Consider the following 12,849-nt stretch of genomic DNA (forward strand, 5'->3'; position numbering starts at 1 on the left):
ACGGTGCGCTTCAGTTGTAGACCCCGAACTCGTACAGCGAGTAACCCCATCCGGTGCCGCGGGCCGTGCCGTTGACCCGGACGTAGCGGCCGGTGCCGGACACGTCGAGGTCGTCGACGCCGCCGTTGCCGTCGGTGACCGCCCGGACCGTGGTCCAGTTCTGCCCGTCGTCCGAGGTCTGCAGGGTGTAGGCCTTGGCGTACGAGGTCTCCCAGACCAGTTGCACGTGCCGGAACGAGCTCCGGGTACCGAGGTCGACCCGCAGCCACTGGGGGTCGCTCCAGTCGCTGGCCCAACGGGTGCCGAGGTTCCCGTCGACGGCACCGGCAGCGGTGCAGGGGCAGTCGCCGCCGCCGGTCTGGTAGGAGGAGGCCGTGGCCGGTCTGCCGAGCGCGATGTCCGTTCCGCTCGGCGTGGGCGGGACCACCCGCACGGAGCGGGTCTCGACACCGACGTTGCCCCGGCCGTCCTTGGCCTTGACGTAGAACTTCCAGACCCCGGGCCGGTCCGGCGCGGTCACCCGCAGCCGGCCGCCGCCGAGGTCGGTGAAGGGCAGCGGGTCGAGCTGCTTGCCCTGGTCGATGTACATGCTGTTGTCCAGCACCTCGTAGGTGACCGGATCGCCGTCGGGGTCGGTGGCCTTCACCGAGAGGGTGAGATCGCGCCCGGCGGGCACCCTGCCCGCGTCCCCCTCGACGGCGAGATCCGTGATGACCGGCGGGGTGTCGTCCCGGGAGGTGTCCGCGCCGTAGGCCTTCTTCACGGCGTAGTACGACAGCCGTTTCTCGCCCGCGGGCAGCAGGTTGAACCAGATGCCGCCGAAGTCGTACTCGGTCCCGTAGTGGAACATCGTGGCACCGAGCGCGACGCCCCTGTGCCCGGTGACGCAGTTCCAGGCCCGGGTGTAGCCGTCGGCCTTGGCCCGGTCGGCGGGTTCGGCGGGAACGCCGTTCGCGTCGTCCGGGACCTCCCATTCGCCCGCCGGACCGGTCTCGGTGACGATGTAGGGCTTGGTGTAACCCCCTTGCTGCCAGGCCGACTTGATGTCACAGACGGCGTTGTAGGCGTTCACCGCGTACAGGTCCAGGTCCGGCGCGTTCTTCTTGTAGTAGGGCCAGGCGCCGGTCCACGCGTCGGTGGAGGTGACGGGGTGGTTGGGGTCGACGGCGTGGATCTTCTTCGCGATGTCGTTCACAAGCGTGGTGTAGGCATCGCGCTGCCGTTCCAACTCGGCCCCGCTGTAGCAGTTCTGGAGTCCGAGCACCGACTCGTTCCCGACGTCCCACATCAGGACGCCGGGGTTGTCCTTGTAGGCGGCGGCCCACTGCGGGAACTCGGTGAGCACCTGGTTCCTGTAGGCGGTGTCCGTGAGGTAGTTCACGCAGCCGCCGCCGCCGGGACCGCCGCCGGGCTGCAGCCAGAAGCCGGCGATCACCCGGATGCCCTGGGCCGCCGCCGCGTCGAAGAGGGGCTTGCTGGAGCCGTCGGTGCCCCAGGTGCGGACGGTGTTGACGCCCATCGACTTCAGGTCGGGCATGTACCGCCCGGCGTCGGCGACCGCCGGCCCCCAGGTGAGGCCCTTGATCTGGTACGGATTTCCGTCGACGGTCAGCTGCCAGTTGCCCTGCGAGCCGGTGACCTTGACGACGCCGCCGGCCGCGTGGGCCTGCTGGGACGGCAGGGCGAGTGCTCCCGCGGCGAGCAGGCCCGCGGCGAGGGGCGCCGCGACACGGCGCCGGGTGGTGCGGGATCGGGTCATGAGTGTCCGTCCGGGTACGGGTGAGGGGTGCGGGCGAGGAGTGCGGGTGTGATCGGTGGCAGGGGTTGACGGTCCCGCCGGCCCGGGTGTGCGCCGGACCGGCGGGACCCCTCCGCGTCGGGCGGGTCGGGCCTTCAGGTGAGGTCAGGCCAGGTCAGCCCTGATCACGGGAGCCGGTAGTTCGCGTCGAGGGCCGCGCCCGCCTCGGGATGCGTCTGGTCGTAGCCGCGGGCGTCGCACTGGAGGCCGCCGACGACGCAGTGATCGACGAGCGCCTTGAGCGTCGGCGGGTCCCACGCGTCGAAGAAGTCGTAGTGGAACGAGTAGCCGGCACCGCTCGAGAGCCTGACCTGGGACATGTCACCGTTGACCGGGAAGGCCATCTTGAACTCGATCATCGGCAGGGCGACCGGGTGGTCGTCGGGGCAGATGTTGTTGTTGGTGCCGGGGTTGACCACCGGATACGCCATGTGGCTCTGGTGGTCGGGCGTGTCCAGGTACTTGCCGTCCCAGCAACTGGGTGCCTGGAAACGGATGTTGAGCTGGACGTCGGCCGTGTTCGGGCACTGCTGCGGGAAGTCCGTGTTGAAGTAGCTGTTGCCGCACTCCCATCCCTCGACGAACCCCCGGTGGTTGCGGAAGTCGGCCGCGGACTGCATCGGACTGCCGACCACGAAGCGCAGCCCCTTCGGGAAGGGCCGCACGCTGGTGTAGTCGGTGACGCCGGCTTTGTAGTAGATGACCTGCGGACCCACCGGCAGGACGGGGGTGCCGCCCTTGAGCAGCGTCGGCATCCAGTACGCGGACCTGTCGCCCGGCGCCCTGCAGGTGGTCGAACCGGCGTCGAGCGAGGCCGTGGTGCTGGCCGCGTCGGTCGTGGTGTTGCCCAGGAAGGTGTGGTCGTGGGACTTGCCCGGCTGGCCGGGGTAGACGATCGGGTCGTCCGGCCTGGTGCGGGAAACCGAGCAGTTCGCCTGGAACTCGTGGAAGTAGCGGTGCGCGGGCTCCGCCTTGGACGGGATGACCCCGGTGACCTGCGGATTCGCAAGGATGTAGCCGTCGCCGTCCGGGTCCTCGGGCGAGGAGAGGGTCGAGGCGGCCATCGCGTGACCGGTGTGGACGGTGCCGGAAGCGGCCGCCGACGGCGGCGGAGCGGACGCCGGGTCGGCGCTCATCGCCACTCCGGTCAGGCCGAGCGTGGTCAGCACCAGCGCGCCGGACATCAGCATTCCTGAGACGATCTTCGATCTCCGTGCCATGGAGACCTCCTGCCACGTCGATGGGGACGGTGGGGGCCGGGCGGCCGTGAGCGGCGCCGAGCACGGTGCCGCCGGGCCGTCCGCGTGACGGTCCATCACATGTGCCGAGGAAATGGGAGAGCGCTCTCCCGTCGAGGAGTGTTGTGGCGGCCGCGCGCGAGTGTCAAGGGAGTGGACGAAGAATCACGCGACGACGATGTGCGCACCTCTTGAACGCAATCCCGTGCCCGCCATCGATCTCCACACGGACCCATAAGGCCACCAACTAGCCTAAATACGCTCCGTGTTGCCCTTCATCGTGCAACAACATCCGGGACTCCGGTCACAACTCTTGACGTGTCGTTCACCTGGTTGAAGCATGCATCGGCGAGAGAGCGCTCCCCCCGTACCTCCCATCGTTCACTTCCTGAACCAGGAGAGTCGCCCCCATGCCTCCCACCCCCACAGACGCCCCGGAGCCCGGCCGTTCCCCCGTCGCGCGGCGCACCGTTCTCGGAGCGATGGCGGCCGGCGCGGCCGCGCCCGGACTGCTCGCGCTGTCCTCACCGGCGTCCGCCTCGCCCGCTTCCCCCGCCTCCCGCGTGCGTCCCGCCTCACGCAGGTCTCCCGCCAAGCGGCCGACGGCGCTTCCCGGCGGCGGTGATCTCGGCCCGAACGTCATCGTGTTCGACCCCTCGACGCCCGGGATCCAGGCCAGGCTCGACCAGGTCTTCCGGCAGCAGGAGTCGGCGCAGTTCGGCACGGGCCGCTACGCGTTCCTGTTCAAGCCCGGCACGTACAACGGGCTCAACGCCCAGCTCGGCTTCTACACCTCGATCGCCGGTCTCGGTCTGTCGCCGGACGACACGACGATCAACGGTGACGTCACGGTCGACGCGGGCTGGTTCAACGGCAACGCCACCCAGAACTTCTGGCGTTCGGCGGAGAACCTCGCCCTCAGCCCGGTCAGCGGCACCAACCGGTGGGCGGTCGCCCAGGCCGCCCCGTTCCGTCGTATGCACGTCAAGGGCGGTCTCAACCTCGCGCCCGACGGGTACGGCTGGGCCAGCGGCGGCTACATCGCCGACAGCCGGATCGACGGTTCCGTCGGACCGTACTCGCAGCAGCAGTGGTACACCCGCGACAGTTCCGTGGGCGGCTGGGTCAACGCCGTCTGGAACATGGTGTTCTCGGGCGTCCAGGGCGCTCCGGCGCAGTCCTTCCCGAACCCTCCGTACACCACGCTCGACACCACACCGGTGTCCCGTGAGAAGCCCTTCCTCTACCTCAGCGGCAGCGAGTACCGGGTGTTCCTGCCCGAGAAGCGCGTCAACGCCCGCGGCACCACCTGGGGGAACGGCACCCCGCGCGGCACTTCGCTGCCCCTCGGCCAGTTCTACGTGGCCAAGCCCGGAGTCACCGCCGCGACCTTGAACGCGGCGCTCGCGCAGGGGCTCCATCTGCTGCTGACCCCGGGGATCTACCACCTGGACCGGCCGATCCAGGTGAACCGGGCGGGAACCGTGGTCCTCGGTCTCGGCTACGCCACGCTGGTCCCGGACAACGGCGTCACCGTTCTCAGGACGGCCGACGTCGGCGGCATCCGGCTGGCCGGCTTCCTGGTCGACGCCGGACCCGTCAACTCCGCGACCCTGCTGGAGATCGGTCCGGCCGGGGCCTCGGCGGACCACTCGGCCGATCCGACCACCGTGCAGGACGTCTTCGTGCGCATCGGCGGTGCCGGCGCGGGCAGGGCGACGACCAGCATGGTCGTGAACAGCCGGCACACGATCATCGACCACACCTGGGTCTGGCGCGCCGACCACGGCACCGGCGTCGGCTGGGAGACCAACCGGGCCGACTACGGCATCCGCGTCAACGGCGACGACGTCCTGGCCACGGGGCTCTTCGTCGAGCACTTCAACAAGTACGACGTGCAGTGGTACGGCCAGCGGGGCCGCACCGTCTTCTTCCAGAACGAGAAGGCGTACGACGCGCCGAACCAGGCCGCGATCCAGAACGGGAGCGTGAAGGGGTACGCGGCCTACAAGGTCGGCGACTCCGTGACCAGCCACGAGGGCTGGGGTCTGGGCAGTTACTGCTATTACAACGTCGACCCCACGATCGTCCAGCACCATGGATTCGCGGCACCGAACAGGCCGGGCGTGAAGTTCCACGGTCTGCTGGTGATCTCGCTGGGCGGCAACGGGCAGTACGAGCACGTCATCAACGACATGGGCAGCCCCACGTCGGGCACGTCCACCGTGCCGTCCACCGTGGTCTCGTATCCCTGACGGTCCCCGGCACCGAGCCCGTGGCAGCCCGTCTCCTCACAGCCTCCCCCCACGGGTGCGCTCCGGGGAGCCCGGCCTCGACAGGAGGCCGGGCTCCCCGGGGCGACGGCGTCACCGGCGGCCGGGCCGGGCCGCGTCCGCCCGGGTCAGTACCGCTGGGCCTTGGTGAGTACAGCCGTGAGCTGGGGTTCCGCGGGCTGCCTGCTGATCACGACCGGCTGTGCCTTCTTCCCCGGCTCCAGGTTCTCCTTCCCGACGAACTTCGTCTCCACGACCTTGCCGTCGGGGTTCTTGAAGTCGACCTGCACGGCGTACGACGCCGTCTTGTCGGTCTTGTTGGTGATGGTGACGAGCACGGCCCGCAGCCCGCCGGTCTCGGCCGTGGGCAGGCCCGTCATGCTGACCTCGGACGTCGCGTTGCCGCTGCCCTGGACGTTCTTCAGCTCCTTCTCGGCGGTCGCGGCGGCGCGCGCGGTGTCGGCGGAGACCGAGGCGGCGAACTCCGAGGCCCTGGCCTCCACGGAGGCGGCCGCCGAGGACGCCCGCTCGCTGGCCGACGCGATGATCGAGGAGGCCGCCGAGGCGATGGCCGAGGGCGGACTCCCCGTGAAGTTGGACGGGTTCGGCGAGAAGGTCGAGGCGGTGCCGGTGCTGCTGCTGCCGCCGCCGTTGTCCGAGCTGCACGAGACGAGAACGGAGCCGCACGCGATCGCGGACAGCAGGGCAGCGACACGCCATGATCCGCTCCGGCCGTGGGGAACACGTCTGCTCATGGGGCTGGCCTCTTCCTGTCGTACGGGGCACGGGGGCTCGTCCTTTTCCTGCCGTACGGACTCCCTCATGCTCCGCGCCGCGCCCGGCCACGGCGAACCACGGGGGCCCATTGGGGTGGCGCGCGCCGGATCAGCCCCCGTGCCGTGCTCCGCCGAGCCACGCCTCCGTGACCGCCAGGGCCGCCGCCATGATGCTGAGCTGCGGGTTGACCTCCGGGCAGCCCGGCAGGACCGAACCGTCCGCGACGAGGACTCCGTGCACACCGCGGAGTCTGCCTTCGGGGTCGGCGGGCGCCCGCCGCGGATCGGAGCCCGCGGCCACCGTGCCGGTCGGGTGGAACGCGGAGACGTGCAGATCGCGGGCGCCGACCGAGCCGAGCAGTTCGTCGAGGGCGTCGAGCGAGCGGGCGCGGGGTGCGCCGGGGACTCCGGTGAGGACCTCCGTCGCCCCGGCGGCGAAGAGCAGGCGGCCCATGGCGCGTACGGCCGTCATCAGGCGGTCGCCGTCGCGCGGGTCGAGGTCGTAGCGGACGAGTGTGCGGCCCCGGCCCCGGACCTGCCCCGAGGGACGGTCGGCGATCATGGCGCCGAGGGTGGCCAGATGGTCCGATCCCTCCAGTTCGCGCCGCAGCTCCCGGCCGAGGCCGGGCAGGACGAAGCTGCTCATGCCGGGTGGGCTCGCGGTCGCCTCGACAAGGATCCCGTCCGCGTGCAGTTCCTCGACGCCGACGCTCTGCAGCACGCCCCGCCAGGCCGTCACCGGCTCGGCGAAGCGTCCGGCGACGCTGGTGGCCGGGTGCACGCTGAGGTTGCGGCCGAGGCGAGGATGTCCGCCGAGGCCCGAGCGGCGCAGCAGGGGTGGTGTCTGCAAGGCGCCGGCCGCCGTCACGACGAGGGGGCTGAGGATCTCCAGTTCGCTGCCGTCGGGGCGGCGGGCCCGGACTCCGGCGGCGCGGGGCGGGCCCGGCACGTCGTGGTCCAGCAGGATGCGGTGGACCCGGGCTCCGGTGACGATCCGGGTGCCGGCGGCGCAGGCGTCGGGCAGGACGGACAGCTGCACGCTCTGTTTGGCTCCGGTGGGGCAGCCCACCACGCACTGGCACGAGCCTTTGCAGCCGGGGGCGTTGCGGCGCAGCGGGGCGGCCCGCCAACCGAGGCGCTCGGCTCCCGCGAGGGTGAGCAGCCCGTTGGCGCCGAGGACGTCGAGGGGCTGGGGTGCCACGCGCAGGGTGCGTTCGGTCTCGTCGAGGAGCGGCCCGAAGCCGTCGGCGAGGGCGAACCCGAACGTGCTGCGCCAGCGCTGGAGCACATGGTCCGGAGTGCGGTAGCAGGTGCCGGAGTTGACCACGGTGGTGCCGCCGACGGCACGGCCGGTCGGCAGCAGGACCGGCGGCCTGCCGAGGGCCACGGTGGCGCCGCCGTCCCGGTAGAGCTCGGTGAACCGGTCGAGGGGTGTCCGGCGGCCGAAGGAGGCCGTCGGGTGGTGCCGGCCCTCCTCCAGGACGACGACGCTCAGTCCGGCGCGGGCGAGGGTCCGTGCCGCCATGGCGCCACCCGCGCCGGAGCCGACGACGACCGCGTCGGCGGTGGTACGGGCGGGCCACTCGTCGGCCGGTGTGCAGTCGAGGGGCGGATCCGCCGGGGCGGGTACGGGGCCGGGTTCGGCCCGGGTCCGTTCGGTGCCCGCGGCCAGCAGGACGGGAACCTTGAGGAGGTCCAGCAGCGGGGCGAGCCGGGGACGCGAGGCCAGCGAGCGGAGCACGTCCTCGCGTTCGTCGGGGTGCAGGGCAGCCAGGCGTCTGCCGGTGCGCACCAGGGTGTACGTCTCGACGGCGGCGAAGGCGGTGCGCATCCCGGCGCGCGCCGGACGGGGCAGTGCGGTGAGCACGGAGTCGAGGCGGTGCGGCACCCGGGCGGGCCATGCGGCGGTGCCGTCGTCGGCGAGCAGGGCGGCGACGAGCCCGGCGGCGGTCATCGTCCGCCCGCCTCGGCGTGCGCGGTGCCGTCCAGGGTCCAGGAGGCTTCCGGGCGCCAGTGTCCCCACCAGCGTTCCAGGACGACCCGGGCGTCGGCGGACTCGCTGTTGCGGCACACCGCCCGTGCGCCGTCCGGGTCGCGGTACTCCAGGGTGAGGGTCCGCTCCGGGGGCTGGTTCACCTCGACACGGATGCGGCGCAGGGCCGTGCGTCCGGTGACCGTCCACGTGGGCAGGCCGAAGGCGGCCCGGAAGCGGCCGAGGCCGAGCCGGCCGATCGCCGAGCGCTCCGGGCGCCGTGGCCAGGTGCGGCCGTCGCGGCGCAGGCGCAGGAAGACGAGTGGGGGCAGCCGGCGCAGTGCGGGGCGGGTGGACACGGCGGCGACGATCTCCAGGACGTCGCCGTCGCCGAGGTCTGCGTGCAGCCAGGTCCACCGGTGCGCGTTGCCGTGCCCGTAGATACGGGCGGAGGCTCCGGGTGCGCCGCGCAGGTTCAAGGTCGTTCCCTCGTACGAGAGTTCGCCCTCGTAGGTGGCCCGTGCGGCCGGCAGCATCTGGGCGGCGGGCAGTACGGGGTGGCGCCAGGACCAGCGGGGGAAGGTGAACAGGGGTGGGCCCTGGGGTCGTTCCGTCAGCTTCCATCGGAAGTCTCCCGCGCTGCCGGTGAGTTGTCCGTCGCCGCAGTTCACGGTCCCGGCGGTGAATCCGTCGGCCGGCCGGGTCCAGGGGACGGGGCCGAAGCGGACGTGCCGCACCTCGCCCCGTCGGGGGAAGACCGCGGCCCAGCCGTGGGCGAACGGCTCGGATCCGTCGGCGGGCGCGGTCAGTTCGTGGTGCAGCCAGACCCCGGTGCCGGTCGCCGGGTCGGTGAGGGTGGTGTACCAGACCTCGGTGCGGCCCGGTGCGCCGTTCCATCGCGGGGCCGTGTGGTCCGCGGGGTCCTCGCGGCGCGGGAAGCGGAAACCGAGCAGGAAGGGGAGGAGGCCCGTGGCCAGGGGGAAGCGCAGGACGCCTTCGCCCACCCGGGCGTCGCCCTCGTGGACGGTGAAGGGCAGCACGGTCATCGAGGTGAGGGGACGGCGGGCGGTCACCGACTTCCAGCCGTCCAGGGTGAGGCGGCGCCCGTCGGCGGTGAAGGCGAGCCGGTAGCGGATGCGCCGCCTGGCGATCGGCGATATCTCCAACTCACCTTCGGCGCAGGGGTCGTCGGCGTGTCCGGCGATGCGGACCCGGCCGGTCAGCCGGGCCGGGGTGGTCCGGTGCGGGAGCAGGACCCGGTCGGCGGCGGCGCGCAGGTCGAGCCGGACGCGCCGCTCTCCCGCGTCGCCGTCGAGGCGGACGGTGCCGAGCATCGTCTCCGTGAACACCGTGCCCCTCATGCGAGGCCTTCCAGCATGATGCGCTCGGTGTCCCGCAGATAGGCGTCGGCCGCCTCGCGCGAGCGCCGGGTGTCCCCGGCGGTGACGGCCTCCACGACCGGCGCCAGCCTCCGATGGGCCCCCTCCGGGTCGGTGAAGGGGCCCTTGAGCAGGGAGCGGACCGGCAGGTAGGCGTTGAACAGCGTGTTCGTGAGCAGGACGTACACGCGGTTGCCGGTGGCGCGGGCCAGCGCGCGGTGCACCTGCACATCGGCCAGCTGGACCGCGTCGGCGTCCTCGGCCCGCCGCACGGCGTCGAGCAGCGCGCCCAGTTCGGCCCGCTGCGGGCGGGTGCCGCGTTCGGCGGCCCGCTCGGCGATCAACGCGCCGACCCCGCGCCGCACTTCGAACACCTCGCGTACCCAGCCGGAGTCGTGGCGCACCAGCATCGGCAGGAGATCCGCTCCGCCGAGGCGGGCGTAGTCCCGTACCCGGGTGCCCACTCCGTGCCGGGTCTCCAGCAGTCCGGCCTGCACGAGCCGCCCGAAGGCGTGCTTGAGCGTGGTGCGCGTGACGCCGTACCCGTCGGCCAGCCGTCTCTCCGGGGGGAGGTAACTCCCCGCCGGATGACGGCCGTCGAGGATGTCCGTGCGCAGCCGGTCCTCCAGGACGTCCACGATGGTCTCGCGGGGCAGAGTCTCCACGTTTCCCCCTCCGGGCAAGTGGCTGAGTGGATGAGCCACTGAACCAGTGACCGGCTACGGGGTCAACCCCTCTCTCGGCGACAACTCGCTTCAGGGCGACCCTGGTTGGGCCCGACCGATCACGTGTGCGTCACGTGTGCGTCACCTGTCGCCGCCGGGATCCAGGCAGTGCACGGGGACGCGCTGGACGAGGTTGTTCATGAAGCCGCCGCGGTTCCACCGCTGGTCGAGCGGCTGGGTGCGGCCGTCGGCGTCGGTGGCGCGCGCGCTGAGGACATGCCGGCCGGGGGTCGCCGTCCAGGTGAAGCGCCACGCGCGCCAGGCCCAGCGATGAGCGTCCGGCGGATCCAGCCGGGCCGGGTGCCAGGAGCGCCCCTCGTCCGTGCTGACCTCGACCCCCGTCACCGGCGCGCACCCCGACCAGGCCCGTCCGGTCAGGGTGACGGCGCCCGGCCGGACCGCCCGCTCCCGCGACATGAAGTCGGGGAAGCCCGGCGGGGCCAGCAGGGCTCGCGGGGCGATACGGGTGACCGGCTCGCCCTCGTCGGCGGCGTCCTGCCGCAGCCGGTACGCCACGGCCTGCTGGAATCCCCGGAACGGAGCGCCGGCCACCGTGATCTCCCGGAGCCACTTCACGTGCGCCATGCCGTACCAGCCCGGCACCACGAGCCGCAGGGGGTGCCCGTGCTGCGGTGGCAGCGGGGCACCGTTCATCGCGTAGGCCACCAGGACCTCGGGCTCCTCGCCGCGCGCCACGTCCAGCGGAAGGGCCCGCTGGTAGTCCTGCTCGACCCCGCGTTCCACTCCGTGGTCGGCCCCGGTGAACACCACGTCCACCGCGTCCGGTTCGACCCCGGCCTCGGCGAGCAGCAGGCGCAGCGGCACCCCCGTCCACTCGGCCGTCCCGACCGCCTCCACCAGCCACGGCTGGCTCACCGGCCGGGGTGTCAGCAGCGCGCGCCCGTTGCCCGCGCACTCCATCGTCACCCGCCGCACGACCGCTGGATACGCCTTCAGCTCGTCGACTCCGAGCAGCAGCGGACGCCGTACCCGCCCGCCGAGAATGAGCTGCCAGGAGGCCTCTTCGGCGTACGGGATGTCGTAGTGCGTCAGCACGTAGTGCAGGCCCGGCGGTGTGAGCTCGTACCGCAGGGCCTCCAGCGGCAGTCCGTGGTTGCGGGCGGCGAGAGCCAGTTCCTGGGCGCCGACTCCCTCGTCCGGGCCGGCCAGCCGGGCGGGTGCGCTCATGTCCTCGAGGCGTTGCCCCATGGGTCCAGTGTCCGCCCGCCCCGGGCGCGGGCGCCAGCGGGTGTCGTCCGGATCGGTCCGGGTCCGCAGCGCCCCATCCGAACCGATCCGATCCGATCCGGACGACGACCCCTAGACGGAGCGCGGACCCACACTCCGGTCGACCAGGTCGCGCCAGCCCGCCTCCAGACGCTCCGGGGGCATGCCGCGCTGGCGCGTGAGATGACCGATCAGCGCGGGGTCGAGGTATCCCATCAGGGTCTGGGCGACGAGTTCGATGTCCGTGTCCGGTCCCGTGCCCGTCTGCCGCAGCAGCATGCACACGTGCATGAAGCGGACCCGGTACGGCGCGGAGGTGAAGCGGCGGGTGACCTCGGGTTCGGCGGCGAGGTACAGGTCGAGCCGTTCGGCGGTCAGGCGCAGGGCGTGGCAGCCGAAGGCGTGCAGGCGCTCCACCGGCGGCGCTCCGGGGCCGAGCGGCGCCGGACCGCTGATGAAGGCGTTCTGGAATCGCTGTTCGGTGTGGTCGAGCAGCGCCATCAGCAGGCCGGTGCGGTCGCCGAAGCGCCGGAAGACGGTCCCTTTGCCGACCGCCGCCGCGCAGGCGACCCCTTCCATCGTGAGCCTGGCCACACCCTGCTCCTCGACCAGCCGCGCGGCGGCCTCCAGCAGGCGCGCGCGGTTACGGGCGGCGTCGGCGCGCAGCGGAGCGTCCTCAGGGGTGCTGAGCTGCATGAGGACGGGCTCGTCGGACGTTTCCGGTCGCTTCGGGAACGGCGGAAGTGGCTGGGACATGAAGCCAGCGTAACGGCAACCGGGGACAACTGGACTGCGGTCCGCTTCGGTGATAGACCTTAAGCGGACTCCGGTCCGTTTTATTACGGCAGTGTTTCAGCGTTTCCAGCCCCCCAGGAGATATCCATGTCCGTACGCATCCTCGCGCTCGTCGGCAGCCTGCGCGCCGGTTCCCACAACCGTCAGCTCGCCGAGGCGGCCGTGAAGCTCGCCCCGGAGGGCGCCGAGGTCGAGCTCTTCGAGGGCCTGGCCGAGATCCCCTTCTACAACGAGGACATCGACGTCGAGGGTGACGTGCCCGCCGCCGCGGCCCGGCTGCGCGCCGCGGCCGGCTCGGCCGACGCCTTCCTGCTCTTCTCGCCGGAGCACAACGGCACCATCCCGGCCGTCCTGAAGAACGCCATCGACTGGCTGTCCCGTCCGTACGGCGCGGGCGCCTTCGGCGGCAAGCCGGTCGTCGTGGCCGGAACCGCGTACGGCCAGTTCGGCGGCGTGTGGGCGCAGGACGAGGCCCGCAAGGCCGTGGGCATCGCCGGCGGCACCGTGCTGGAGGACGTCAAGCTCTCCGTCCCCGGCTCCGTGGTCCGCTTCGCCGAGACGCACCCCGCCGACGACGCCGAGGTCGCGGCGCAGCTCACCGAGGTGCTGAACCGGCTGCACGCGCACGTCGAGGCTCCCGCGGCCGTCTGACAACTTCCCTGCGGG

The 12,849-nt window shown here is 72.2% G+C and carries 10 protein-coding genes; 2 read left to right on the forward strand and 8 right to left on the reverse strand.

Annotated features, from left to right (window positions below; all coding sequences use genetic code 11):
• Window positions 1-10: 10 nt before the first annotated feature.
• Both ACH4S8_RS33325 and ACH4S8_RS33330 read right to left on the reverse strand, forming a co-directional pair.
• A complete protein-coding gene (locus ACH4S8_RS33325) occupies window positions 11-1,759 on the reverse strand; it encodes a discoidin domain-containing protein (protein ID WP_398400774.1) in 1,749 nt (582 codons plus the stop codon).
• 164 nt (window positions 1,760-1,923) lie between these two features.
• Complete coding sequence (locus tag ACH4S8_RS33330) at window positions 1,924-3,018, reverse strand: DUF1996 domain-containing protein (RefSeq protein ID WP_398400776.1); 1,095 nt, start codon at window positions 3,016-3,018, stop codon at window positions 1,924-1,926.
• A gap of 428 nt (window positions 3,019-3,446) precedes the next feature.
• Here ACH4S8_RS33330 and ACH4S8_RS33335 point away from each other — a divergent pair, with 428 nt between their 5' ends.
• Window positions 3,447-5,291, forward strand: coding sequence for a coagulation factor 5/8 type domain-containing protein (locus ACH4S8_RS33335; protein WP_398400778.1), 1,845 nt, complete (start codon window positions 3,447-3,449; stop codon window positions 5,289-5,291).
• Window positions 5,292-5,437: 146 nt separating this feature from the next.
• Here the strand turns inward: ACH4S8_RS33335 and ACH4S8_RS33340 are convergent, their stop codons facing one another.
• The 6 genes from ACH4S8_RS33340 to ACH4S8_RS33365 all read right to left on the reverse strand — a co-directional run bounded on the left by ACH4S8_RS33340 (window position 5,438) and on the right by ACH4S8_RS33365 (window position 12,144).
• The gene (locus ACH4S8_RS33340; RefSeq protein ID WP_398400780.1) at window positions 5,438-6,064 is read right to left on the reverse strand and encodes a hypothetical protein; all 627 of its coding nucleotides are present in this window, start codon (window positions 6,062-6,064) and stop codon (window positions 5,438-5,440) included.
• 130 nt (window positions 6,065-6,194) lie between these two features.
• Window positions 6,195-8,039 carry a GMC family oxidoreductase N-terminal domain-containing protein gene (locus ACH4S8_RS33345; protein WP_398400782.1) on the reverse strand — a complete coding sequence of 615 codons (1,845 nt, stop codon included), beginning with the start codon at window positions 8,037-8,039 and terminating at the stop codon, window positions 6,195-6,197.
• Window positions 8,036-9,418, reverse strand: coding sequence for a hypothetical protein (locus ACH4S8_RS33350; protein WP_398400784.1), 1,383 nt, complete (start codon window positions 9,416-9,418; stop codon window positions 8,036-8,038). Before ACH4S8_RS33350 ends, ACH4S8_RS33345 begins: the two co-directional genes overlap by 4 nt.
• Window positions 9,415-10,101, reverse strand: coding sequence for a FadR/GntR family transcriptional regulator (locus tag ACH4S8_RS33355; RefSeq protein WP_398400786.1), 687 nt, complete (start codon window positions 10,099-10,101; stop codon window positions 9,415-9,417). The genes ACH4S8_RS33350 and ACH4S8_RS33355 overlap by 4 nt, the downstream gene beginning before the upstream one ends.
• 141 nt (window positions 10,102-10,242) lie before the next feature.
• The gene (locus ACH4S8_RS33360) at window positions 10,243-11,370 is read right to left on the reverse strand and encodes a sulfite oxidase (protein ID WP_398400788.1); all 1,128 of its coding nucleotides are present in this window, start codon (window positions 11,368-11,370) and stop codon (window positions 10,243-10,245) included.
• Window positions 11,371-11,481: 111 nt separating this feature from the next.
• Window positions 11,482-12,144, reverse strand: a complete 663-nt coding sequence (locus tag ACH4S8_RS33365; protein ID WP_398400790.1) for a TetR/AcrR family transcriptional regulator — start codon at window positions 12,142-12,144, stop codon at window positions 11,482-11,484.
• Window positions 12,145-12,270: 126 nt separating this feature from the next.
• Between ACH4S8_RS33365 and ACH4S8_RS33370 the strand changes: the two genes are divergently transcribed.
• A complete protein-coding gene (locus tag ACH4S8_RS33370) occupies window positions 12,271-12,834 on the forward strand; it encodes an NAD(P)H-dependent oxidoreductase (protein WP_398400792.1) in 564 nt (187 codons plus the stop codon).
• The last annotated feature ends 15 nt before the right edge of the window (window positions 12,835-12,849 follow it).

Origin of the sequence: Streptomyces sp. NPDC021080, assembly GCF_044333225.1 — a bacterium.
Classification (GTDB): Bacteria; Actinomycetota; Actinomycetes; order Streptomycetales; family Streptomycetaceae; genus Streptomyces.